Raw genomic sequence first — 21,969 nt, forward strand, 5'->3', positions numbered from 1 at the left:
TCATGCTTTCCTTTGATTTCACGCTGTAGGATGCCCCCCTGCTGCTCACATGTGGCAGGCTTTCTCGATTATCGCGCTCTGTATTTCTTCCGCCAGCCGTTCCGGCGTCTTGCCGGCAGTCTCCAGCCGCAGATCCGAACCGGCCCAATACAGTGGAATTCGTTTATGCAGCAGTTCCTCAATCTCGTCTTGAATGGCATGGCCGGTGAGCGAGGGCCGCTGCTGCGAAGAGTTGGGATCATCCCGCAACCGCTGTCTGATGGTGGCGATGTCGGCATCCAGCCAGACAACCAAGCAGCCTTTCCTCAGCTCCTGCCACTCTTGCCGGTGTTCGATGGCCCCACCGCCGGTGGCCACAACGGTATTCTCCATTGCCGCCAGTTCCCGCAGTAACCGGCCTTCGGCCTGGCGAAAAAAAGCCCAGCCATGACGGGCCACGATATCGGCAATGGGAGCCCCCAGCCTTTGGCACAGCAGGACGTCGGTATCGAGAAAGGCCCACTTGAGTTGTGCGGCCAGCGTCCGGCCAACCGAGGTTTTTCCAGTGGCGCGAAAACCGGTCAGGACAATATTCTTCATGTTTCCATTCATATCAATACTGTTAGCATAAAAGAAACAGGACCGGCTCTTCAAGGAGAAAGCGGTAAATGGTTTTTTTTTCTTTTCTTTTTAACAAGCTCTTCTTACTGTTGAGTGCAGAAAACTCATGGACAGTTCCCGGGCCAACAGCATGGAATACAAAGACTACTATACAATATTGGGCGTTGCCCGCGATGCGACCCAAGACCAGATCAAACAGGCCTATCGCAAGGTTGCACGCAAATTTCACCCCGACATCAGCAAGGAATCCAACGCCGAAGCCAAATTCAAGGATGTCGGCGAGGCCTATGAAGTATTAAAAGACCCCGAAAAACGAGCGACCTACGACAAATTCGGCGCCAACTGGCGCGAAGGCCAGAATTTTGAGCCACCTCCCAACTGGGATGCCGGTTTTGAGTTCCGGGGCGCGGGGTACACCGGCGGCGACACCGGCGGTTTCAGTGATTTTTTTGAATCCTTGTTCGGCCATGGTCAGACAGAAAGGCAACGTCCACACGCCTTCCGAATGCAGGGCGAGGATCAACACGCCAAGGTCATCATCAGCTTAGCGGATGCCTTTAGGGGCGCTCGGCAGACCCTTACCCTGACCCGCCCGGTGGTCGATGCCAACGGCCACGTCACGACCAGCCCGCATACCCTGCATGTGGTCATCCCAAAGGGCATTATTGCAGGCCAGCGAATCCGCCTTGAGGGCCAGGGGCTTCCAGGCTATGGCGGTAGCCCGGCCGGAGACCTCTACTTAGAGATAGCCTTCCAGGAAGACCGCCTTTTTCATGTGGACAAACGCGACATCCACTTGGCGCTCCCGATCACGCCCTGGGAGGCAGCCCTAGGGGCCATCCTCACCGTGCCGACTCTTGGCGGCAATGTACAGCTGAAAATTCCACCCGGCTCGCAAGGTGGCAAAAAACTCCGCCTCAAAGGCAAAGGGTTATGCTCCGCCAGCCAGCGCGGCGACCAGATTGTCACCCTACAGATCGTCGTCCCCGAGGCAAAAACCGAGGAGCAGCGCAGTCTCTACCGGGCCATGGCGGAAAAAATGCCGTTCAATCCGCGTTCCGAACTGGGGACCTGAACAATGACCGAACAAAGACTCTACATCCAGGGCATAGTCCTGAACGAAGAAACTCGCTGCACCCTTGCCGACCTCTGCAGGCTGTGCAGTGTCAATGCCGAACTGATCCATGAGATGATCGAAGAGGGCATCATCACCCCAGAGGGACCTTCCACACGGGAATGGCATTTTACTTCGCTGGCGATCAAACGGGTGCGGACCGCGATCAGGCTCCAGCAGGATCTTCGAGTCAACTTGCCCGGCTGTGCCTTAGCCCTCGACTTGCTCGATGAGCTGGAAGAACTACGCCGCCTCAGCCGTCACCGCTGAGTGCCCGAAGTCTTCCTCCCTTCTTTAATTCCGTGAACCCGATCGCCGCGTTCCTCAATCAACTGCAGATCCAATCCCTCCTCCTGGGGGGAGCGGTTGGGGCCATAGTTGTCGCCATCATTTTTCTTCTTGTCCTCAACCGCTCGCAACGGCGCCAATGGTCTTCCTCCTTTCGCCTGGAACGGCTGCAGGAACAATCTCGCGCCAATGATTCGGAGATTCAAAGGTTGCGCTCGGAACGCAACGAACTCGCCAAGGAATGCCGGAAAATCGACGCCGAAAACGCCTCGTTGCAGACCGCCTGCACACTCATGCAGCAACAGATCCAGGAACGAAACGCCCTGCTGGCCGAAACCCGCAAACAGATCGAGCAAGACTTCCAGTTTCTGGCCGGAAAAATCATCAGCGAAAAAGGGGAGTTGCTCAACAGACAGCATGAATCCTCCCTGACCTTGCTGCTGCGCCCGTTCCGCGACCAGTTGCTGGACTTCAAGAACAAGGTCGAAGAGGTGTACGACCGCGATTCACGGGATCGGGTTTCCATGATCAAGGAGATCGAGCACCTCAAACAACTCAACCGGCAGGTCAGCACAGATGCCGCCAATCTGGCGGAGGCCCTTCGCGGCAGCAACAAACTTCAGGGGCAATGGGGCGAAATGATCCTCGCCAGGCTGCTTGAAGCATCCGGCCTGCGCAACGGAACGGAATTTGCTCTCCAGGTCAGCCTGAAAACCCATGACGGCACGACCTTTCAACCGGATGCGCTCGTCTATCTCCCGGAGAACAGGACGGTCGTCATCGATGCCAAAGTCTCGCTCAAGGCCTTTGCGGATGCCCATAACACTCGTGACGAGGCCCATAAACAACAACAGGTCAAGCTGCATCTCGACTCGATCAAACGCCAGATCAATCTCCTCGCCGGCAAACAGTACCAGCAACTGACCGGGTCCGGATCCCTTGACTTTGTTCTACTGTTTATCCCGATCGAAGGGGCGTTTCAGCTTGCGGTTGAACAGGAACCGGACATCCTGATCAGTGCCATGCAGCGGAAGGTCATCCTCGCCAGCCCCTCGACCCTGCTGGCTATCCTCCGGACTGTTCACCATCTCTGGCGCATGGACGAACAAAACCGCAATAGTTTAGTCATTGCCAAACAAGCGGGGAGTCTTTATGATAAATTCGTCGGTTTCACCGAGGCCTTTGAGGAGATTGGCCTCCGCCTCAACCAGACCCAGCAGGCCTGGCACACGGCACGAAACCGATTGAGCTCCGGCCAGGGTAATCTAATCGCCCGGACCGAAGCACTCAAAGACTTGGGAGTGCAATCGAGCAAGCAATTGCCGGACTCCCTCAAAACCATAGCTTCTGTTGTAGGAGAATCACCATGAAACACCTAAGTATTATTGCCCTGCTTTTTTTACTGCTGTTGTCCTCCTGTGCCACCAAGGGCCAGACCGGCGCTGTCGGCGGCGCTGCGGGCGGCGCCCTCATCGGCCAAGCGATCGGTCATAATACCGGCGCGACCCTGATCGGCGCGGCGGTGGGTGGCTTGCTCGGTTACATCGTCGGCAATGAGATGGACAAATATGACCGCGAGCAGTTAAATCACACTTACGAACGCGGCGTTTCCAACCAGCGTTCCTCCTGGGTGAACCCCGATAACGGCAACCAGTATGCAGTTACCCCGCAGCCGGCCTATCAAAACCCCACCACCCAACGGGTCTGCCGAAAAGCTGAAATCGAGGCGGTAATTGACGGCAAGCCGCAGAGAACCTATAGCACGGCCTGCCGTGACGAACGCGGCGCCTGGCAGTTGCAGCAGTAATCTACGTTCCCGGGGAAAAACAATGCCCAGGGGCGAATTGTCGGTTACCACCGGCAAACGGCAGGAAATGATCGACCTAACCGGTCGGCTGCAGCAGGCTGTGTCGGCCAGCGGCATCGAGGAAGGGATTGTTTACCTGTACAATCCTCACACCACGGCGGCATTAATCATCAACGAGGGGGCTGATCCGGATGTTCAACGGGATATTCTCGGAGGACTGGACCGGATCGTCCCCGCTGAATATCCATACCGCCACGGTGAAGGCAACTCACCTGCCCATCTGATGACTGCCCTGACCGGCTCATCTGTCACCGTTTTTCTCCACCAGGGCCTCCTGCAACTGGGTACCTGGCAACGCATTTTTTTCTGCGAATTTGACGGACCCCGTAACCGCCAGGTCTGGTGGAAAATTCTCGCAGGGTAACTTCCCGCCGACGGAGAGACAATGTTCTTCGGACTTAATCGCACTACAGACGAACAATCTCTTATCACCTTTCTCCATCAGTTCAGCGATGATCGCCTCACCCGTGAGCTTGTTCCCCGAATGAGCGAAGCTGAGATTCATCAGGTGGTTGACCTGCTGACCCTGATCATGCGCAATCACCTGAGCAGCGACGAATATCATCGTCTCTTCCTGGGCGAAGAGCATCACCACCACTGAACGTTTCAGCAACTCTAAACACCCTGCGGCAGCGACACCAACAATGCATGCACTGACCAATTTGCGCGAATTTCTCGAGGTGCTGCGGGTTAACAACCAGCTGCTCACCATTGACACCCCGGTTGACCCCTCCCTTGAAATTGCGGAGATCCATCGCCGGGTCATCGCCAAAGGCGGACCGGCGCTCCTGTTTACCCGGGTCAAAGATTCCAAGTTCCCTGTGGTCACCAATCTTTTCGGCACCAACCACCGGCTGGAATTGGCCTTCGGTCGTCGACCGCTCGATTTTGTCCGGGGATTAGTCGATCTGGTGGAACATTCGATGCCGCCGTCGCTGCCGACCCTGTGGAAAGCCCGTAGCCTGCTGACTCAGGGGCTCCACGTCGGCCTCAAGCAGGTCAAGACCGCCCCGGTTCTTGAATGCTGCCAACGGCCGGCACGACTGAGTGAATTGCCGATGCTCACCTCCTGGCACTCGGACGGAGGGGCCTTTGTCACCCTGCCCCTAGTGTACACCGAACACCCCGACGGTCTCGGTCACAACCTCGGCATGTACCGCATCCAACGCTACGACGACACCACCACCGGCATCCACTGGCAGATTCACAAAGGCGGCGGTTATCATTACTTCGCCGCCGAACAGCAGAACAAAGCACTGCCCCTGACGCTGTACATCGGCGGCCCTCCAGCACTGATGCTCGCCGCCATCGCTCCGCTGCCTGAGAATATCCCGGAATTGATCCTCGCCTCCCTGTTGCAGGGGAAGAAACTGCGGATGGTTGCGGATCCCGACGGCGGCCATAATCTGGTCGCTGAGGCCGAATTTGCAATTAAAGGAAATGTTCCGCCCCATCTCCGCCGCCCTGAAGGACCGTTCGGCGATCACTACGGCTACAATTCCCTGCAGCACGATTACCCGGTCTTCCAGACCACCCACCTCTATCACCGCAAGGATGCCATCTATCCGGCCACGGTGGTCGGGCGGCCCAAGCAGGAAGATTATTTCATCGGCGACTTCCTCCAAGATCTGCTTTCACCGCTCTTTCCATTGGTGATGAAAGGGGTCATTCAGTTGAAGACTTTCGGCGAAACCGGCTTTCATTGCTTAGCCGCCGCCAGGGTAGCAGACCGCTACCCCCGTGAGGCGTTCGCCGCCGGCCTCCGCATTCTCGGTGAAGGCCAGCTTTCGTTGACCAAGTTCCTCCTGGTGACCGATGGCAGTATCGATGTCGCCCATTTTCCCAGGCTCTGGCAGCATATCCTGGAACGGATTCAATGGGATCGGGATCTCTTTGTTTTTGCCAATGTCTCCCAGGACACCCTTGATTACACCGGACCATCGGTCAATAAAGGATCAAAGGCCATGATGCTCGGTCTGGGGCAGGCTAAATGCCGGGATTTACCCCAGGAATTTACTGGATCATTGCCGCAACAATGCAGCCGCCCGAACGTCTATCTGCCCGGAACCCTGGTCGTCCAAGGAACATCCTACGCCGATTCACCGGCTCTGGCGGCAGAACTTGCCCAATTCCCGGGAGTGGCCACATGGCCCGTTATCCTCCTGGTTGATTCGACCGAGGCGGCAACCTGTTCCCTCCAAGAATTTCTCTGGACTTTTTTCACCCGCTTCGAGCCAGCAGCCGACATCTACGGCCGGGAGCAGAGCGTACAGCGGTTCCATGTGGGCCTGCAGCCACCCATTGTTTTCGACTGCCGCATGAAGCCCTGGTACACCGAGATTCTCGAAGTCGATGCCGCAACCAAACAGAAAGTGGACGAGAAAATCGACCAGATGCTGCCCGCGCAGTACCGATAACCCCCTCAATTTTACAGTCATTAACCGCAGGTGTTCATCATCTGAGCTGAGAATATGGAAGAACGGTTGCAAAAAATCCTCGCCAAGGCAGGTATTGCCTCACGGCGGAGCGCCGAGCAATTGATCCGCGACGGCCGGATTCGGGTCAATGGTCAGGTTGTCATGGAGATGGGGTGCAAGGCTGACCCTGCACATGACCGAATCACCTGCGACGGCAAACCGATGGCCTTTGAAGAAAAGGTGTATGTCCTCCTGAATAAACCCGCCGGGTATGTCACTACCCTCTCCGATCCCCAAGGCAGGCCCGTCGTCACCGATCTTATCACCGAAATTCCGCTGCGCCTCTTTCCCGTCGGACGGCTGGATCTTGACACCGAAGGGGCATTGCTCATGACCAATGACGGCGAACTGGGTAACTCCATCCTCCATCCCCGCTTTGAAGTCAAGAAAACCTACGAAGCACTGGTTGTCGGCTGCCCTACCCCGGACAAACTCAACCGCCTGGAACAGGGAATCGAACTCGACGGCTTCAGAACCCGGCCTGCAGCCATCCGGGTACTGAAGCGGCACAAAGACCAGACCCTGATCGAGATAGTCATCCACGAGGGTAAGAAACGGCAGGTTCGGAAAATGTTCCAGGCGCTGAACCATCGCGTCCTGCACTTGAAGCGAACAGCATACGGTCAGCTCAAACTGGGCACACTCCCCCTCGGAAAATACAGGGTCCTGACCCCGGATGATCTAAAAAAAATCTTTTCAGGAAAAATTCCCTTTACAATCAAAAACATACCTGATTAAATTTCAACAACATCCTGGAATCAATTTTTCTTCTATCTTGCGGTAATTTTCTACCGGTTTCCAGGCGGGAAAAGCAGGCGTTTTTCAGTTAATCCGAAAAGGATCCTGGGGGAGAGTAAAGAATGAACAAATCCGAGTTGATTGAAGCCTTGGCCGAAGCAATGAACATTCCCATCCGCGAAGCCGCCTCGATAACCAATACCATTATCGAAACCATGAGCGATGCCCTTGCACGGGGCGAATCGATAGAAATCAGAGGGTTTGGCAGCTTCGTCGTCAAAGAGTATGAATCGTACACCGGCCGGAACCCCAAGACCGGAGAAAGGATCAAGGTGAAACCAAAAAAGCTCCCCTTTTTCAAGGTCGGAAAGGATCTGCGGGAACAGGTTAACAAGGACAACGGCGAGTAAGGCATTTGCCGATATTCAGTCCTCCTTCTGCCCCCCTTCAATGACCTCGCCGACTAGATCGTAGGTGTGCGCCTCGGTGATTTGTACAGAGACAATATCACCGGGGTTCACCTCCCCTGATGTGATATATACACACCCATCGATTTCCGCGGCCTGAAGCCGAGTGCGCCCCTCAAGCAGCAAATCGCTCTCTCCGCTGACACCCTCGATCAACACCTGCTCTACCCGGCCGACAAACCGTTTCTGACGCTGCTCGCTGATGACAGCTTGTGCCTCCATCACCCTTTGGTAGCGAGCCTCCTTCTCGTCGTCCGTCACCTTCTGCGGCAAGCCGGCAGCCAGGCTGCCCTCCTCTTCTTGATACTGGAAGACACCGACATGATCAAGCTCCCATACCTTCAGGGAGTCCACTAAGAGTGCCACATCCTCCTCGGTTTCACCGGGAAAGCCGATAAGCATGGTTGTGCGAATGGCGCATTCGGGAACATGGGTCCTGATTCGGTGAACCAGATCATCAAGCGTGGCCTGGCGATAGTGACGGTTCATCAATTGCAGCACCCTATCGCTGGCATGCTGAAAGGGGATATCCAGGTAGGGGAGGATACGCGGCTGTTGTGCCATCAATTGCAGAAGATCATCAGTGACGCTGGCGGGATAAGCGTAAAGAAGACGCAACCAGGGTATTGCAGTGTTTTCGAGAAGCGATTCCAACAGGGTCACTAGGTTGACAGGCGCCCCCAGGTCCAAATCCCGCCCGTAGGCAGTCAGATCCTGGGCAATCAAGGAAAGTTCCTTTACGCCGGATTGTTCCAGACGGATGGCCTCGGCAATCAGGTCGGCAGGAGTCCGGCTGCGAAGCCGTCCACGAATGGAAGGGATCATGCAGTAGGCGCACCGGTTGTCGCAACCTTCGGTAATCTTCAGGTAGGAGCGGAAAAAAGGGGTGGTAATTCTTCGCGGAACCGAGCTATCCATGAGATAGGTGGCGGCCCCTGGTATGGTGACAACCCGTTGCTCAGATGCAATGCTTTCGATCAGTTGGTTGATGCGCGGAAAATCGTCGAGACCGACAAAAAGGTCAACCTCAGGCAACTCCGCCACCAACTCGTTGCCGTAGCGTTGAACCATGCAGCCGGTGACCACCAGGAGTTGGTGCGGATTATCCTCCTTGCAGGCCCCTAGCTCCAGGATTGTGTCGATCGCCTCTTCCACGGCGGGACGGATGAAGCCGCAGGTGTTGATCAACACAACCGACGCCTGGTCGACCTCTTCCACCACTGTATATCCACCCTGCTCTAAAGTCGCGAGCATGACCTCGGAATCAACAAGATTTTTGGGGCATCCCAAACTCACCATATACAGGGTTTTCATGAGATCTCAACGGTATGAAGTATGGCGCAGAGCTTTTCGAGCACGCGCCTTGAATCGGTACGAAATTTTTTGAATTGAAAGCGGGGCGCCCATTCCCGGTGAAACAATTCATCGGAAACCAGCATGGCAGCCGCGAGGTTGATTCGCCGAAAGGCAGCGACGGAACAGAGGGCCGTGTACTCCATATCGACAGCTAGGATACCTTGGTCGCTGTATCGTTCCACCTTTTCTCGAGTTTCACGATAAACGGCATCCGTTGTCCAAATCGGCCCTTGTTTCGGTTGATACCCTTCGCGGGTCAAGGCGTCAACAAGCTGCAGACGCAGGAAATCGCCACTCCCCGTATTCTGCGACTGATAATGGGTGCTTGTCCCCTCTTCGCTCAGTCCCGTTGTCGGTACAAACAGCTCACCCACACTCAGAGACGGGTTTAATGCCCCGCACCAACCGTAAACGATAATCCGAGAAGCGCCCAAAGCGATCATTTTTTCAAGGCAAATCACGGCCATAGGTGCACCCACAGCCGGGCCCGCAAGAAAAAAAGTGGAATTGCTGTACAATTGAGCATTGAAAAATATGTGTTTTTTCAAGCCGAACTGGCTAGCCAACCCGGTAAAACCGGAGCTGTCGGAAGGATTAACCGCCAAAATGCCGGTTGCGGGCAGGTCTGGTTCGCCCTTGCTCTTTATTGGATTTATAATGCAGGTAGACATGGTGCAGAATAGCAATAAAAAAGGGCTGCGGCAACACCGCAGCCCTTTGTCGGGAAGTATCCCTGTTTTCGGCTGGAATTACAGTCCGAGCGCAGCCTTGAAGGGGTTGGCATAGAGCAGAATAAAGGCAATAACCAAACCATAAATGGCGATGGACTCGCAAAGAGCCATACCAAGAATCATGGTGGTGGTGATAGCGCCCTTTGCTTCTGGGTTGCGGGCAACGCCCTCGCAAGCGCCGCGCAAACCGTTACCCATACCAATGCCAGCGCCAAAGCCGGCAAGACCGATGCTGAGAGCAGCGCCGATACAAATCAGAGCAAGACTAAGTTTATCCATTGTTGTGTTCCTCCGTACTTAAGTTATATGAAGTTGGCCTTCTTCTCCGTTAAACGGAACTTTAAAAATCTATCAATGTGCGTGTTCCATCGCGCCTGCACAGTACAGCAGGGACAGCAGAACAAAAACCACGGCCTGAATCACCGAAACCAGGACACCCAGGCAAAGAATAGGCAACGGTGCAAAAAAAGCGCCGGCCAGCATGAAGAGCACGCCCAGCAGGACTTCTTTGGCGAGAATATTACCGAAAAGACGCATGGAGAGTGAAATCAGCCGGGCAAAATTACTGATCACCTCAAGCAGGAACATGAACGGCGCCAGCACCTTGCTAGGTCCCATGAAATGCTTGTAGTAGCGCAATCCGTGATATTTGAATCCCAACACATGATGGGTCACCCAGACAATGATGGTCATGGCCATGGTGATGTTCAGGCTCGAAGTGGGCGACATGAACCCGGGAATAAGCCCGATTATATTGGCAAGAAGGATATAGAAAAAGAATGTGGCCATCATCGGAAAGAGCATTTTGGCGCCCTTTTCACCCAAATTCTCGGCACAAAAATCCATCAACCCGCCAACCATCACTTCCCAGAAATTCTGGCCGCTCCCAGGAACCATCTCCAGCTTTCCCATGGTTAGCTTGGGCACGATGATAAGAAAGGCCATAACCATCCAGGTGTAGGTCATGTACGGTTCACATATCTTTTCCAGGAGGCCGTTCCCGATCGGGGTATGGGGAACCGGCAATCCTAACGCTTGTAGAATCAGAGAAATAAATAATATCGGATGTTCCATGACCTGCACTCTCCTCAAGCTTTGCTCGGCACCGAGCACCTTCCCGCGCTCAAGCCGATAATAACAACACTGACCATGACCGTAGCAAACCCCAAGGTAAGCCCGATCACATTGATCGTTACCTGTGAAGCCAGCACGAATAACAGCAAACCAAGGACCAGCAACCGGGCAAACGACCTGAGAAAGAATCGGGTTTTCTCAATGTTGTCCCTTGATCCATCGGCCTCACTGAGCCGCTGCATCAACCGTTGGGCGTCCTTCTTCAGCAACCAAAAGCTGCCATTGACCAGCAAACCGCCGATCAGAATCGAACAGGCCAAGGACTCACCGTAAACAGCATAGCTCCCTGCCACGAGCACGCCCAGCAAGAGCAGACTGAACAGGATTACATGCCGGACCACGGCTGCATCGCTTTCGCTGGATAGAGCGCTCGCTGGTGCGCCTTGCTCATTCATCTTGAATCTTCCTGGTCAACTCCCAGAGTCCTTTAAATCCGGCCAAAATACCGAATCCTAAAAAGATAAAAGTAAGATACGGAGCTGTTTTTCCGGCAAAAACCTTATTGTCAAGCGCCCAGCCCATGCCAAATCCAATGAGAATGGAAAAGACAAAAGACATGCCTGCTTGACTGTAGACCGCCAACTGCCTGAACATTTCTCTGCGGTCTTCCGACATCGCTTCCTTTACCTCATTAGCCGGACGTGACAATAGCTGCTACTGGTAGCATGCACCACCGGCAAACGCAATATTTTTTTAATTAATCTATCAATTTTTTGAATGACGATTCAGTCACGCTCAGGGCTTTTTTCAAGTGTTCCCGATCATGGGCAGCAGACAAAAATGCCGCCTCAAACTGGGAGGGAGCCAACCAGATCCCCCCGGCGAGCATCTGCCGATAGTGCTGTCCATAGCGTGCTGTATCGGCACGCAGGGCGGACTCGTAATCCGTGACCGGACCCGGTGTAAAGAAGCAGGTCATCATCGAACCGATTCGGTTGATACTTGCCGGTACCGGCGACGCTGCCACGATTTTTTCCATTTCAGCGCCATACCACGCGCTTTTCTCCTCCAGGTCGGCATAAAAACCCGGCCGATTAACGACCTTCAGCATGGCCAGCCCCGCAGCCATGGCCAGAGGATTGCCCGAAAGCGTCCCGGCCTGGTAGACGGGACCATCGGGTGCGATCAATTCCATGATCTCCCGCTTTCCCCCGTAGGCACCGACAGGCAAACCGCCCCCTATGATCTTGCCGAGACAAGTCAGGTCCGGCAGGATGCCGAAGCGTTCCTGCGCTCCTCCCAAAGCGAGTCGAAACCCCGTAATGACCTCATCAAATATCAAAACAATACCGAGTTCACGGGTCAGCTCACGCAACTTGACAAGGAAATTCCGATCCGGCACCACCACGCCCATGTTCCCAGCCACGGGCTCCACAATGACGCAGGCTATGTCAAGGGCAACATCCCGCAGAGTCTGCTCGAGGATCCCTTCATTATTATAAGGGATAGACACAGTGTTTTTGACGATTTCATCGGGAACCCCGGGGCTGCCGGGTATGCCCAGAGTAATAACCCCTGAGCCCGCTTTCACCAGAAAAGAATCCGCATGCCCGTGATAGCAGCCGTCGAACTTCACCACTACCTTGCGCCCGGTGTATCCCCGGGCCAGCCGGATGGCGCTCATTGTCGCCTCGGTGCCTGAGTTGACGAACCGCACCTTCTCGATCGAAGACACCGCCTCGCAGACCATGGCTGCCAGTTCCACTTCCAGGGGAGACGGGGCGCCGAAACTGGTCCCGTCCATCGCGGTGCGGCGAATTGCCTCCACCACCTCCGGGTGAGCATGCCCAAGGATCATCGGCCCCCAAGAGCCGACAAAATCGATAAACTCGTTGCCGTCGACATCGGTGATCATGCATCCCGAGGCCTTGCGCACAAACAGGGGATCGCAGCCAACGGCGCGGCAGGCCCTGACCGGTGAATTGACACCACCTGGAATAAGTGCTCTCGCCTGGGTAAAAAGCTGGGCTGATTGATCGGTCTTCATCGGGCTCCCTATGTTGGTTGCCGTTAAATGTATGATTGCTGAAAAAGGACTGTCCTATATAGCACGGGTTTTTTTCCAATGTCAAAACCAAAAAGACATGAAAGGCAGGCGGTTTGGTCAGAACCCCCAAAGAAAGCAATTTTTTCTTGTCACCATCAGGTGTGCAAGGTAGAATGGCCGACAATGCAAATCACTATTACATAACCATCGAAAATTCATTATTTTTTTACTCAGCTTTTATTTCGACGGCTATCCAAAAGGAGAAGAAAGAGATGGCAAGTGACAAGGTAATCCACATTTCCGACAGTGAATTCGAAAGCAAAGTAATCGGCAATGCCCTTCCCTGTTTAGTTGATTTCTGGGCACCATGGTGCGGGCCCTGCAAGGCTATCGGACCAGTTATTGATGAGCTGGCTGCGGAATTCGACGGCAAGGTGGTTATCACCAAGATGAATGTGGACGATAACCCTGCCACACCTGGAAAATTTGGCATCCGGGCCATCCCCACCCTCATCCTGTTCAAGGGCGGAGAGGTGGTCGACCAGATCACCGGCGCCGTGGGCAAGTCGCAATTACAGGATCTCATCAAAAAAGCCATCTGACAGTCTTGCTTTCCGGCACGGTTTTTTGCGCCCTGCAAAGAACCGTGCCTTCTTTTTGGCGGTAGTCACCATGCAACAGGCACAGTATCAACTGATCATCGTCGGCGCTGGCCCGGCGGGCCTAACGGCCGGCCTGTATGCCGCCCGCGGGCGCCTCAAAGTCGTCCTCATTGAAAAAGGTGCCACCGGCGGTCAAGTCCTGGTAACCGACTGGGTTGACAACTATCCGGGATTTGTTGAAGGCATTTCCGGATTTGACCTGATGGACAAGATGACCGCCCATGCCGATCGATTTGGCCTGGAAAAAAAATTCACCCCTATCACCTCCCTGGATCTGTTTGGAAACGTCAAATCGGTTACCCTGGAAAATGGGGAAATCCTCACCGCGAAAACCATTATCCTCTGCACCGGCGCCAAGCCGCGCAAACTGGGCACTCCCGGTGAGTACGAATTCACCGGTCGAGGCGTCTCCTACTGCGCCACCTGCGACGGCCCCTTTTACCGGAACCAGGAAATAGCCGTTGTTGGGGGCGGCAACACCGCCATCCAGGATGCTCTGCATCTGACTAAATTTGCCTCGAAGGTCACCATCATTCACCGTCGCGGCGAATTGCGCGCCACCAAAATCCTCCAGGAAAAAGCCTTTTGCAATCAGAAAATCGATTTTCTCTGGAATACCCAGGTGCTGGAGGTCAGAGGCGGCAAGAACGGCGTCGAAGAGCTCCTCCTCAGGCACCATAAAGGCGATGAATCAATCCTGAAGGTGACGGGTATTTTCATTTTCATCGGCATTGCCCCCAACAACGAGATCCTTCCCTTAGCTCAGCTGCGTACGGATGACAGCGGCTTCATCATTACCGATGACGAGATGGCCACCTCCATCCCCGGTGTCTATGCAGCCGGCGACATCCGCAGCAAACGATCCCGGCAGATTGTGAATGCCGCCGGAGAAGGTGCTGTCGCCGAGTTGTCCGTCGAGCATTACCTCGGCAATCAGGCGCCGGATCAACCCCTCAACTGTAGCGAATAGAGGTTCCTACCATGCCCCGTAACACATCGTCTCTTTATGGCTACAAGCATCTTGTGCTGGCCCTGCTCATCGTGGCCGCCACCACCCTGTCAGGCTGCTCGACCTTCAGCGGCATGTTCAACAAATTCAGCTTCGGCGAAGACGAAGACCCCAAATCACTCCCTCCCGAAACCCTGATTGTCCAGGGGATGGACGCCTACAACGTCGGTGACTACAGCGAGGCCGTTAAAAATTTCAAACTTATTCTCGACGAACACCCGTTCAGCGCCCAAGCTATGCTGGCGGAACTGAAAGCGGCCGACGCCCACTATTACAACAAACAATACGCCGAGGCCAAGACCCTTTATAAAGCTTTCGAGGAACATCACCCCACCAACGAGGCCATTCCCTATGTATTATTCCAGATCGGCATGTGCGACTATAGCCGCTCCGATCGCATCGACCGCGATATCTCCGGTCCCCAGGAGGCGATCAAATCGTTCACTCGCCTGATCAACGCCTATCCCCAATCGCCCTATGCCAAGGAAGCAAAGACAAAAATTAATGATTCCAAGGAATTCATAGTCAACCATGAGTATCTGGTCGCGGTTTTTTATGTGCGGGCTGCCCGCTATGACGAGGCAAAGCACCGGCTCAAATATCTGCTGGCCAGGTATCCCGACTCGAACCTGGCGCCTCAAGCCAAGGCCCTGCTCGATCACCTGGAGGCGGGAAACAAACCAACGTGGGGGATGAACCGGTGGTTGCCGGAATTTATGACCAAGGCCCCAGCGGACAGAAAAGAAGAGGCTGCACCCGTTGAAAAACCGGTGGCAACACCGAATACCGACAGCAGCCAGAGCGACACCAAAACAAAAGAGTAGAAAATAATTGTACGGGCGGCTCAACCTTGCAAACAAGGCTGGGCCGCCAGCCATTGCAGCGTCGCCGCAATAGCTTGCTCCGTGTTCAGCCAGAGGCAATCGTCTTCAATTCTGGTATCCGGTCTTTCAAAGGTTTGCTTCTGGTGTAGATAGATTTCCCAGCGGCCATCGGATACAGCTTCCGGATCCCGAGCTCTCAGTTCAAGCCTTCGCTGCACCTCCTTCTCTGAACAGGTGCAGAAGATAAAGACACACCTCACCCCCATCCCCGCAGTCATAGATCGTACCCTATCCCGGTCAGCCCGCCTGCTGTACGAGCCGTCCAGTACGACCATCTTCACATCCCGAGAAAAATCCTGCCGAGCGAGATCAAGCATGGCCTCGTAGGTCTTCTCGGTGAACGCTGCAGTGTAAATTCCCTGCCCAACGCCATCCGGGCGCTTTTCAACAGCCTGCAAACCGGCCAGTTCCTTGCGGACCCGGTCGGTATTGTAATAAGTAGCCCGGCAAAAGTCGGCCCAAGCCTTACCAAGGGTTGATTTTCCCGACGCGGTCATCCCGAAAAAAACCACTATGATTTTCCCGGTCACCGACTCCCCAAGGTTGATTTCATTTGTTGGCATATCGCTGGGCCAAAAGAAAATACCTCGCGGCATTTTCGAGACTGGTGGTCCGTACTGGCGGGTCGACCGCCGGATCGGCCGCGGTAAACAGGCCGATTTTACCGCGAACATAGGCGCGGTAGCATTTGTAAAAGTTCAGCATCTCCAGCAACCCAGAGTCCACGGTTGTTTGCACAAAGGTGTCGATAAACCGGGCGGCCAAAGGATCCAAGCCATAAAAATCGAGGTCCATGGCCAAAAAGGCGACGTCACTGGCCACATCGCAATAACGGAAGCGCTGATTGAATTCGATGCAGTCGTAAATATAAACCTTCTCGGCCAGACAAATATTGGAGGAATAGAGGTCGCCATGGCAGTCGCGAATGTACCCGCCATCGATCCGCTGCTGGAACAACGCTTCCTTCTCGAGGAATGACCGGGCGTAGGCGGAGATGCAATCAAACTGCTCTTGGCTCAGGGCCCCTTGGCCAATAAAGCCCTGGGTCTGGTCGAAATTCTCCAGAACATTGACGCCGACTGCGGCGGCTGTGCCGAACCGGGCAATCTCGGCGCCACCATCGGCCCGCCGGTAAAAATCAGCCAATACCGTCACCAGCGCATCCACATGTTCTGTACCCAGCTCGCCCGAACGAATCAAATGGACCATCATCCGCTCTTCTGGCATTCTCACCATCTTGACCCCATACTCCACTACCGCTCCCTTCCCGTTCAAGGCATAATGCCCATCCGGCTCGAGGGTAACCTCGACCATGCCGAGGTAGATGTCAGGGCACAGCCTACGATTGAGGAGTACTTCCTGCTCACAGCAAACGCGCCGCTTTTCCAGATCGGAAAAATCAAGGAACCCGAAGTTCATTGGTTTTTTAAATTTATAGACGAATTCACCGGCCAGAATCACCGAAGAAATATGTGTCTGCACCAGCTTTATCTCAGGTGCGGAATGATCGTAACACTCCGGTTTCAGGAGTGCCTGGAGAAAGAGGGGAAGATTGTCGTTGGCCATGGGATGAGATCTCCTGCTGCGCCGGGCAGCTCGGTTGTAATGATAGTTGGCGGCAATTTAACAGAATGGAACAGGAGCGTAAACTGTTTACGCGCCGTTTTTGCCATGGTAGAATCTCCGGCCAACTCAGGGAACCCCTTTATATGAATGAACAATCGCTCACAGCACTTTTACTGCAAGTCCGTACCGGCACCTTGGATGTCAGCCAGGCCCTTGACCTGCTCCGCCGATGGCCGGTGGAGGTCCTGGAATCTGCCCGGATCGACCATCATCGCACCATCCGCACTGGTCTGCCCGAGGCGGTGTTCGGTGAGACCAAAACTGTTGACCAGCTCACCGAAATCCTCACGGCCATGCTGCGAACCTCGTCGGTGGTTCTAGCCACCCGGGTCGCTCCGGAGAAGGCGGATGCAGTCCTCGCCCGCCTGCCAGCACTGACCTACCACCATACAGCACGTATCCTGACCGGTAACGATCAGCACATTCCCGCCGACAGCGGCCAGGGGACCGTGGTCATCGTCACCGCCGGCACCTCCGACCTGCCGGTGGCGGAAGAAGCGCGCATTACCCTTGAGTTATTCGGACACTCCGTCGCCACCATCTATGATGCCGGAGTTGCCGGCATCCATCGTATCCTTGCCCATTCGGCCCTGCTGCAACAAGGCCGGGTGATTATTGTCGCCGCAGGCATGGAAGGTGCCCTTCCCTCGGTGGTGGCCGGCCTAACCGGAGCACCGGTCATCGGGGTGCCGACCAGCATTGGTTATGGCGTTGGCGCAGGCGGGTATTCCGCCCTGCTGGGCATGCTCAACAGTTGTTCTCCCGGGCTGGCGGTGGTTAATATTGACAACGGATTCGGGGCAGCCTGCATGGCCGCAGCCATTAACCGAAAAACCTGAACAATCTCTACCGCCCCCCTTCCTATGCTTGTACGTTCTCGCTGTCATGAGAACCGAACCTTTTTACCGGAATAATTCCATAGCATCATTGCAGGAAGCGGTGTATCGACGTATAATCTTTCCGTTTTACACAATCGGAGTCACTCTCCCTCTCTCATCCAGCCACAGGTACTTTGTCAATGAATTCAACCTTAAAGCTAAAAATCGGGCTCGTGCTCTTTCTGCTTTTCTTTTCCGGACTGGCCCTCACCCCTTCCCTGTATCACGACCTGCCGGACTGGTGGAAAAAATACATGGCACCCGCCGGGCTGAAACTGGGCCTCGATCTTCAAGGCGGCATGCATATCGTCCTGCAGGTCGACCTGGACAAAGCAGCGGAGAACTCCCTGGATCTCTCGGCCTCGGATTTCAAGGCAGCCCTGACGGAAAAAAACATCAATGCCGTGCGGATGGAATCCGGTAGCCTGAAGAAAATCCTGTTTACCCTACCCAACACCGGCGCCATCGATACGGTCAAACAGATCCTGACGGAACGATTCCCCAACCTCGACAGCCAGGTGCAGGCCGAAGCCGGCACCTTTCCCCGCATCACCCTGCAACTCAAGGGTGACGAGATTGACTTCATCAAGAAAAATGCGGTCAGCCAATCCCTTGAAATCATCCGCAACCGGATCGATCAATTCGGAGTGGCTGAGCCGATCGTTCTGCGTCAGGGGGAAAACCAGATTGTGGTCCAACTTCCCGGCGTCAAGGACCCGCAACGGGCTATGAAACTCATCGGCGAGACCGCGCAACTCGAGTTCAAAATGGTGGCCGAGGCGCCCGGAATCAACCTGGCGCAGTTGATCGACGAGGTGAGCAAGGCTGGGCAATGGCGCGATGGCGAGAGCAGAAAACAACTGAATCTGGCCCTGCAAAACAGGCTGCCCCAGGGGGCTGAAATTTATTTCGAGAAGATTGTCGACAATAAAACCAAAAAAGAGTCCAGAGTGCCCATCCTTCTTGAAAACCCGGTGCTGATGACCGGCGAGATGGTCAAAAATGCCCAGGTCCGCATCGGCGGCACCTTTAACGAACCCTATGTCAGCCTTGACCTGACCTCTCGTGGCGGCCAGGTCTTTGCCGCGCTCACCGAAAAAAATGTCGGTAAACGGCTGGCCATCGTCCTGGACGAAATTGTCCGCTCGGCCCCGGTGATCAAGGATAAAATCCTTGGCGGCAGTGCCCAGATCTCCGGCAGCTTCACCCATAATGATGCTACGGATCTGGCCATCGTGCTTCGAGTCGGCGCCCTGCCGGCTCCGGTCGATGTCGTCCAGAACCTGACCGTTGGCGCTAGCCTCGGCCAGGATTCAATCGACAAAGGAATTTATTCCGGTCTGTTTGGCACCTTGATGGTTGTCGTTTTTATGGCGATTTATTACCGACTTTCCGGCGTCATAGCCAATATGGCCATGGTATTGAATATTTTCCTTCTTTTCGTTGGACTTGCCCTCTTTGGTGCGACCCTGACTCTCCCCGGTATTGCCGGTATTATCCTGTCCATCGGTATGGCTGTTGACGCCAACGTTCTGGTTTATGAACGAATGCGCGATGAATTTGCCCTCGGCAAATCAGTGCGAGCTGGAGTTGAGGCTGGTTTCAATAGGGCCTTCTGGAGTATCTTCGATGGCCACGTAGCCACTTTGATAACAGCACTGGCCCTTTTTCTTTTCGGGACAGGTCCCATCAAAGGTTTTGCCATCACGCTTTCCTTGGGTTTGATGATAAATCTCTTCACCGTTCTTTTTTGCTGCCCGATCGTTTACGATATCCTTTTCAATTTCAAAAAGCTGAAAAAACTCAATTTTTTTCACTTGGTCAATAAATCGAATTTCAATTTCATGCGGGTCAGAAAAATAGCTTTTGCTGTCTCCGCGTGCTTTGCAATCCTCGGAATTATCGCTTTTGTTCAGATATTACGGGGCCATGCCAATATGGGGGTCGATTTTTCCGGAGGTGCACTGCTGCAATATAAAGCGGAGAAACCTTTTGCCCTTGATGAGGTTCGCACCGCTTTGCAGAACAATGGCCACCCGGGGGTCGAGCTCCAAGAGGTAACCGGTGAAAATCGACTCATCGTCAAGATCAAAAAATCTGAAGAAAAGGTTGGGAACATAGACGAACAGATCACCTCGGTGCTTCACAAGGAACAAGCCGACAAAAAATTTTCCCTGGAAAGCAAATCAGAGATTGGATCATCAACCTCTGCTGATCTTCGCAGCAAGGCGATCATATCGATCATTATTTCCATGATCGGGGTAATGCTGTACCTGGCACTCCGTTTCGACTTCAGATTTGGTCTGGCTGCGGCAGCAGCAACCTTCCACGACGTCCTCGCTGTTCTTGGCATTTTCTGGCTGCTCGACAAGGAGATGACCTTATTGACTATCACCGCTCTGCTCACCCTAGCCGGTTATTCCCTGAATGATACGGTGGTCATTTTTGATCGTATCCGGGAAAACATGCAGAAAGACGAATCTCTCAGTCTGTACGAGAATATCAACAACTCCACCAACCAGGTATTAGCCCGCTCGATCATTACCGTACTCACGGTCTTTTTTACGGTTGCCGCTCTCTTTTTCTTTGGCGGGGCGGCCATTCATGACTTTTCGTTCGCCCTATTGCTGGGCTTGCTGTTTGGTTCCTTTTCCTCTATTTTTGTCGCCAGCCCGCTTCTCGCAATTAAGTGGAGAACCAATCCGTGACCGCTGACAATTTACCGGAACATTTTCAGCCCGTCACCGCTGACCAGCAGTTTACCTTTGCCTGCCATCCAGGGGTCCCCTGTTTCACTGAATGCTGTCGGGAGTTGGATTTGGCCCTGACGCCCTATGATGTTCTCCGCTTGAAACGGCAGCTGCAGCTCACCTCCGGTCAGTTTCTTGAGCAGTATGTGATTATCGAATGGGATGAGGAACAGTTGTTTCCCACCTGCTATTTAACCATGGTGGACGATAGCCGGGCATCCTGTGTGTTTGTCAACGAACAAGGCTGCTTCGTGTATACCGACCGCCCTGGAAGCTGCCGAGCCTATCCGGTGGGTCGAGGGGCGGCAAGAGGTGAGGGTGACACTCCGGCTGAATCGCTGATACTTCTGCGGGAATCGCATTGCCAGGGATTTGCCGAAGGTGGCCAGCAGACGATGCGAGCGTATCTGCTTGACCAGGGGCTGGAGGTCTACAACCGCTTCAATGATGCCTTACTGCCGCTGTTGCAGCATCCGAATATCCAAAGCCGAACCTTCCGGCCCTCGCGGCAACAGCTCGACCAATACATACTGGCCTTGTATGACCTGGATCAGTTCCGTCGACAAATGGCGGACGGCCGCATTGCCCTGCAACGACCATTGACGCCTGCGCAATTGCAGGGACTGGCCGGTGATGACGAAGAACTGTTGCTGCTCGGCGTGCGCTGGCTGCTGCAGGAGTTTTTCGGCGAGTGACCGAAAAACGTGGCAAGCCCCTGCCGATGAGCACCCCCAGCCCCATAGCCGTCGAGCTCCTGAAACGGCTCAAAGAGATCTGTCATTCTTTTTGTGTGACCGAAGGCGGCTCGCACGGTCCCGATCATAGCGAACGGGTCCTGCAGAATGCTTTGACCATTGGTCGGCAGATGGGCGCAGAGTTGAGGGTCCTTACGCCCGCCGCTCTTCTCCATGATATCGGCCGCAAGGAAGAGAGTCTCAGCCGTGGGCTGATCTGCCATGCCCGGCGGGGGGCGGAAATGGCAGTGCCCTTGTTGCGCGAATTGGAGTATCAGGAATTTGAAATTGAGGCAATTTGCCATTGCATCCGCACCCACCGCTTCCGTAGCGGCAGGCGACCCGCATCGCTGGAGGCTGAAATTCTTTACGACGCCGACAAGCTCGATTCCATTGGGGCTATAGGTATTGGTCGGGCCTTTCTCTTTGCCGGCCAGATCGGCGCCCGCCTTCACAACCCTGAGCAGGATCCCACCGACACCTCGCCTTATTCGCTCGAGGACACGGCCTACCGGGAGTTCCGGGTCAAAATGTCGAAAGTTCGCGAACAAATGCTCACCCCGGCTGGGCGCGAATTGGCGGAACAGCGACATGCGTTCATGCAAACTTTTTTTGACCAACTTACCAGAGAAACCAGCGGCATGTTGCCGTGAATCCCACCGAGTCT

The 21,969-nt window shown here is 54.5% G+C and carries 26 protein-coding genes; 16 read left to right on the top strand and 10 right to left on the bottom strand.

Annotation, left to right across the window (positions count from 1 at the left end; translation table 11 throughout):
- Positions 1 to 45: 45 nt before the first annotated feature.
- Complete coding sequence (locus tag ACHZCX_RS08780) at positions 46 to 579, bottom strand: shikimate kinase (RefSeq protein WP_319586854.1); 534 nt, start codon at positions 577 to 579, stop codon at positions 46 to 48.
- 151 nt (positions 580 to 730) lie between these two features.
- Between ACHZCX_RS08780 and ACHZCX_RS08785 the strand changes: the two genes are divergently transcribed.
- The 9 genes from ACHZCX_RS08785 (at position 731) to ACHZCX_RS08825 (ending at position 7,494) form a co-directional block, all read left to right on the top strand.
- On the top strand, positions 731 to 1,675 hold the full coding sequence (locus ACHZCX_RS08785) for a DnaJ C-terminal domain-containing protein (RefSeq protein ID WP_394708818.1): 945 nt from the start codon (positions 731 to 733) through the stop codon (positions 1,673 to 1,675).
- A 3-nt stretch (positions 1,676 to 1,678) separates the two neighbouring features.
- Positions 1,679 to 1,984: a chaperone modulator CbpM gene (locus tag ACHZCX_RS08790; protein WP_319586856.1), complete on the top strand. Its 306-nt coding sequence runs from the start codon at positions 1,679 to 1,681 to the stop codon at positions 1,982 to 1,984.
- Between the two features lie 32 nt (positions 1,985 to 2,016).
- Positions 2,017 to 3,372 (top strand): DNA recombination protein RmuC, encoded by a 1,356-nt coding sequence (locus ACHZCX_RS08795; RefSeq protein WP_319586857.1) that lies wholly within the window; start codon positions 2,017 to 2,019, stop codon positions 3,370 to 3,372.
- The gene (locus ACHZCX_RS08800) at positions 3,369 to 3,809 is read left to right on the top strand and encodes a glycine zipper domain-containing protein (protein ID WP_319586858.1); all 441 of its coding nucleotides are present in this window, start codon (positions 3,369 to 3,371) and stop codon (positions 3,807 to 3,809) included. The genes ACHZCX_RS08795 and ACHZCX_RS08800 overlap by 4 nt, the downstream gene beginning before the upstream one ends.
- A gap of 22 nt (positions 3,810 to 3,831) precedes the next feature.
- A complete protein-coding gene (locus ACHZCX_RS08805; protein WP_319586859.1) occupies positions 3,832 to 4,233 on the top strand; it encodes a secondary thiamine-phosphate synthase enzyme YjbQ in 402 nt (133 codons plus the stop codon).
- Between the two features lie 21 nt (positions 4,234 to 4,254).
- A complete protein-coding gene (locus ACHZCX_RS08810; protein ID WP_319586860.1) occupies positions 4,255 to 4,470 on the top strand; it encodes a hypothetical protein in 216 nt (71 codons plus the stop codon).
- Between the two features lie 43 nt (positions 4,471 to 4,513).
- A complete protein-coding gene (locus ACHZCX_RS08815; RefSeq protein WP_319586861.1) occupies positions 4,514 to 6,286 on the top strand; it encodes a UbiD family decarboxylase in 1,773 nt (590 codons plus the stop codon).
- 54 nt (positions 6,287 to 6,340) lie between these two features.
- The gene (locus ACHZCX_RS08820; protein WP_319586862.1) at positions 6,341 to 7,084 is read left to right on the top strand and encodes a pseudouridine synthase; all 744 of its coding nucleotides are present in this window, start codon (positions 6,341 to 6,343) and stop codon (positions 7,082 to 7,084) included.
- 122 nt (positions 7,085 to 7,206) lie between these two features.
- Positions 7,207 to 7,494, top strand: a complete 288-nt coding sequence (locus tag ACHZCX_RS08825; protein ID WP_319586863.1) for an HU family DNA-binding protein — start codon at positions 7,207 to 7,209, stop codon at positions 7,492 to 7,494.
- Between the two features lie 15 nt (positions 7,495 to 7,509).
- Here the strand turns inward: ACHZCX_RS08825 and rimO are convergent, their stop codons facing one another.
- The 7 genes from rimO to hemL all read right to left on the bottom strand — a co-directional run bounded on the left by rimO (position 7,510) and on the right by hemL (position 12,759).
- Positions 7,510 to 8,865, bottom strand: coding sequence for a 30S ribosomal protein S12 methylthiotransferase RimO (gene rimO / locus ACHZCX_RS08830; RefSeq protein WP_319586864.1), 1,356 nt, complete (start codon positions 8,863 to 8,865; stop codon positions 7,510 to 7,512).
- Positions 8,862 to 9,578, bottom strand: coding sequence for a nucleoside phosphorylase (locus tag ACHZCX_RS08835; protein WP_319586865.1), 717 nt, complete (start codon positions 9,576 to 9,578; stop codon positions 8,862 to 8,864). Before ACHZCX_RS08835 ends, rimO begins: the two co-directional genes overlap by 4 nt.
- Positions 9,579 to 9,656: 78 nt before the next feature.
- Complete coding sequence (atpE, locus tag ACHZCX_RS08840) at positions 9,657 to 9,917, bottom strand: ATP synthase F0 subunit C (protein ID WP_319586866.1); 261 nt, start codon at positions 9,915 to 9,917, stop codon at positions 9,657 to 9,659.
- 72 nt (positions 9,918 to 9,989) lie between these two features.
- The gene (gene atpB / locus ACHZCX_RS08845; protein ID WP_319586867.1) at positions 9,990 to 10,712 is read right to left on the bottom strand and encodes a F0F1 ATP synthase subunit A; all 723 of its coding nucleotides are present in this window, start codon (positions 10,710 to 10,712) and stop codon (positions 9,990 to 9,992) included.
- 14 nt (positions 10,713 to 10,726) lie between these two features.
- On the bottom strand, positions 10,727 to 11,167 hold the full coding sequence (locus tag ACHZCX_RS08850; RefSeq protein ID WP_319586868.1) for an ATP synthase subunit I: 441 nt from the start codon (positions 11,165 to 11,167) through the stop codon (positions 10,727 to 10,729).
- Positions 11,160 to 11,387 (bottom strand): AtpZ/AtpI family protein, encoded by a 228-nt coding sequence (locus tag ACHZCX_RS08855; RefSeq protein WP_319586869.1) that lies wholly within the window; start codon positions 11,385 to 11,387, stop codon positions 11,160 to 11,162. Before ACHZCX_RS08855 ends, ACHZCX_RS08850 begins: the two co-directional genes overlap by 8 nt.
- A gap of 82 nt (positions 11,388 to 11,469) precedes the next feature.
- Positions 11,470 to 12,759 (bottom strand): glutamate-1-semialdehyde 2,1-aminomutase, encoded by a 1,290-nt coding sequence (gene hemL, locus ACHZCX_RS08860; protein ID WP_319586870.1) that lies wholly within the window; start codon positions 12,757 to 12,759, stop codon positions 11,470 to 11,472.
- Positions 12,760 to 13,031: 272 nt separating this feature from the next.
- On the opposite strand from hemL, the gene trxA reads away from it, so the two are divergent.
- From trxA to bamD, 3 genes are all read left to right on the top strand, one after another.
- On the top strand, positions 13,032 to 13,361 hold the full coding sequence (gene trxA, locus ACHZCX_RS08865) for a thioredoxin (protein ID WP_319586871.1): 330 nt from the start codon (positions 13,032 to 13,034) through the stop codon (positions 13,359 to 13,361).
- 70 nt (positions 13,362 to 13,431) lie between these two features.
- Positions 13,432 to 14,391 carry a thioredoxin-disulfide reductase gene (gene trxB / locus ACHZCX_RS08870; RefSeq protein WP_319586872.1) on the top strand — a complete coding sequence of 320 codons (960 nt, stop codon included), beginning with the start codon at positions 13,432 to 13,434 and terminating at the stop codon, positions 14,389 to 14,391.
- A gap of 11 nt (positions 14,392 to 14,402) precedes the next feature.
- Positions 14,403 to 15,254 carry an outer membrane protein assembly factor BamD gene (bamD, locus tag ACHZCX_RS08875; protein ID WP_319586873.1) on the top strand — a complete coding sequence of 284 codons (852 nt, stop codon included), beginning with the start codon at positions 14,403 to 14,405 and terminating at the stop codon, positions 15,252 to 15,254.
- Between the two features lie 20 nt (positions 15,255 to 15,274).
- Here bamD and ACHZCX_RS08880 read toward each other — a convergent pair whose 3' ends face one another.
- Positions 15,275 to 15,877, bottom strand: coding sequence for an AAA family ATPase (locus ACHZCX_RS08880; protein ID WP_319586874.1), 603 nt, complete (start codon positions 15,875 to 15,877; stop codon positions 15,275 to 15,277).
- Entirely contained in the window at positions 15,864 to 16,880 is a 1,017-nt protein-coding gene (locus ACHZCX_RS08885; protein WP_319586875.1) for a hypothetical protein, read from the bottom strand. Before ACHZCX_RS08885 ends, ACHZCX_RS08880 begins: the two co-directional genes overlap by 14 nt.
- A 143-nt stretch (positions 16,881 to 17,023) precedes the next feature.
- On the opposite strand from ACHZCX_RS08885, the gene larB reads away from it, so the two are divergent.
- The 4 genes from larB (at position 17,024) to ACHZCX_RS08905 (ending at position 21,955) form a co-directional block, all read left to right on the top strand.
- Complete coding sequence (gene larB, locus ACHZCX_RS08890) at positions 17,024 to 17,779, top strand: nickel pincer cofactor biosynthesis protein LarB (RefSeq protein ID WP_319586876.1); 756 nt, start codon at positions 17,024 to 17,026, stop codon at positions 17,777 to 17,779.
- A gap of 179 nt (positions 17,780 to 17,958) precedes the next feature.
- On the top strand, positions 17,959 to 20,526 hold the full coding sequence (secD, locus tag ACHZCX_RS08895) for a protein translocase subunit SecD (protein ID WP_319586877.1): 2,568 nt from the start codon (positions 17,959 to 17,961) through the stop codon (positions 20,524 to 20,526).
- Positions 20,523 to 21,263, top strand: a complete 741-nt coding sequence (locus tag ACHZCX_RS08900) for a YkgJ family cysteine cluster protein (protein WP_319586878.1) — start codon at positions 20,523 to 20,525, stop codon at positions 21,261 to 21,263. Before secD ends, ACHZCX_RS08900 begins: the two co-directional genes overlap by 4 nt.
- Entirely contained in the window at positions 21,260 to 21,955 is a 696-nt protein-coding gene (locus tag ACHZCX_RS08905; RefSeq protein ID WP_319586879.1) for an HD domain-containing protein, read from the top strand. Before ACHZCX_RS08900 ends, ACHZCX_RS08905 begins: the two co-directional genes overlap by 4 nt.
- Positions 21,956 to 21,969: the final 14 nt, after the last annotated feature.

Source organism: uncultured Desulfobulbus sp. (assembly GCF_963662935.2).
GTDB lineage: Bacteria > Desulfobacterota > Desulfobulbia > Desulfobulbales > Desulfobulbaceae > Desulfobulbus.

Bases quoted from the DNA above. Each gene is read 5' to 3' on its own strand.
- atpB (WP_319586867.1), bottom strand. From the start codon at position 10,712: ATGGAACATCCGATATTATTTATTTCTCTGATTCTACAAGCGTTAGGA.
- trxA (WP_319586871.1), top strand. From the start codon at position 13,032: ATGGCAAGTGACAAGGTAATCCACATTTCCGACAGTGAATTCGAAAGC.
- secD (WP_319586877.1), top strand. From the start codon at position 17,959: ATGAATTCAACCTTAAAGCTAAAAATCGGGCTCGTGCTCTTTCTGCTT.
- ACHZCX_RS08815 (WP_319586861.1), top strand. From the start codon at position 4,514: ATGCATGCACTGACCAATTTGCGCGAATTTCTCGAGGTGCTGCGGGTT.
- ACHZCX_RS08805 (WP_319586859.1), top strand. From the start codon at position 3,832: ATGCCCAGGGGCGAATTGTCGGTTACCACCGGCAAACGGCAGGAAATG.
- ACHZCX_RS08885 (WP_319586875.1), bottom strand. From the start codon at position 16,880: ATGGCCAACGACAATCTTCCCCTCTTTCTCCAGGCACTCCTGAAACCG.
- ACHZCX_RS08855 (WP_319586869.1), bottom strand. From the start codon at position 11,387: ATGTCGGAAGACCGCAGAGAAATGTTCAGGCAGTTGGCGGTCTACAGT.
- ACHZCX_RS08780 (WP_319586854.1), bottom strand. From the start codon at position 579: ATGAAGAATATTGTCCTGACCGGTTTTCGCGCCACTGGAAAAACCTCG.
- hemL (WP_319586870.1), bottom strand. From the start codon at position 12,759: ATGAAGACCGATCAATCAGCCCAGCTTTTTACCCAGGCGAGAGCACTT.
- bamD (WP_319586873.1), top strand. From the start codon at position 14,403: ATGCCCCGTAACACATCGTCTCTTTATGGCTACAAGCATCTTGTGCTG.
- ACHZCX_RS08850 (WP_319586868.1), bottom strand. From the start codon at position 11,167: ATGAATGAGCAAGGCGCACCAGCGAGCGCTCTATCCAGCGAAAGCGAT.
- ACHZCX_RS08835 (WP_319586865.1), bottom strand. From the start codon at position 9,578: ATGTCTACCTGCATTATAAATCCAATAAAGAGCAAGGGCGAACCAGAC.
- ACHZCX_RS08810 (WP_319586860.1), top strand. From the start codon at position 4,255: ATGTTCTTCGGACTTAATCGCACTACAGACGAACAATCTCTTATCACC.
- ACHZCX_RS08880 (WP_319586874.1), bottom strand. From the start codon at position 15,877: ATGCCAACAAATGAAATCAACCTTGGGGAGTCGGTGACCGGGAAAATC.
- ACHZCX_RS08800 (WP_319586858.1), top strand. From the start codon at position 3,369: ATGAAACACCTAAGTATTATTGCCCTGCTTTTTTTACTGCTGTTGTCC.
- ACHZCX_RS08825 (WP_319586863.1), top strand. From the start codon at position 7,207: ATGAACAAATCCGAGTTGATTGAAGCCTTGGCCGAAGCAATGAACATT.
- atpE (WP_319586866.1), bottom strand. From the start codon at position 9,917: ATGGATAAACTTAGTCTTGCTCTGATTTGTATCGGCGCTGCTCTCAGC.
- trxB (WP_319586872.1), top strand. From the start codon at position 13,432: ATGCAACAGGCACAGTATCAACTGATCATCGTCGGCGCTGGCCCGGCG.
- ACHZCX_RS08820 (WP_319586862.1), top strand. From the start codon at position 6,341: ATGGAAGAACGGTTGCAAAAAATCCTCGCCAAGGCAGGTATTGCCTCA.
- larB (WP_319586876.1), top strand. From the start codon at position 17,024: ATGAATGAACAATCGCTCACAGCACTTTTACTGCAAGTCCGTACCGGC.
- rimO (WP_319586864.1), bottom strand. From the start codon at position 8,865: ATGAAAACCCTGTATATGGTGAGTTTGGGATGCCCCAAAAATCTTGTT.
- ACHZCX_RS08790 (WP_319586856.1), top strand. From the start codon at position 1,679: ATGACCGAACAAAGACTCTACATCCAGGGCATAGTCCTGAACGAAGAA.
- ACHZCX_RS08785 (WP_394708818.1), top strand. From the start codon at position 731: ATGGAATACAAAGACTACTATACAATATTGGGCGTTGCCCGCGATGCG.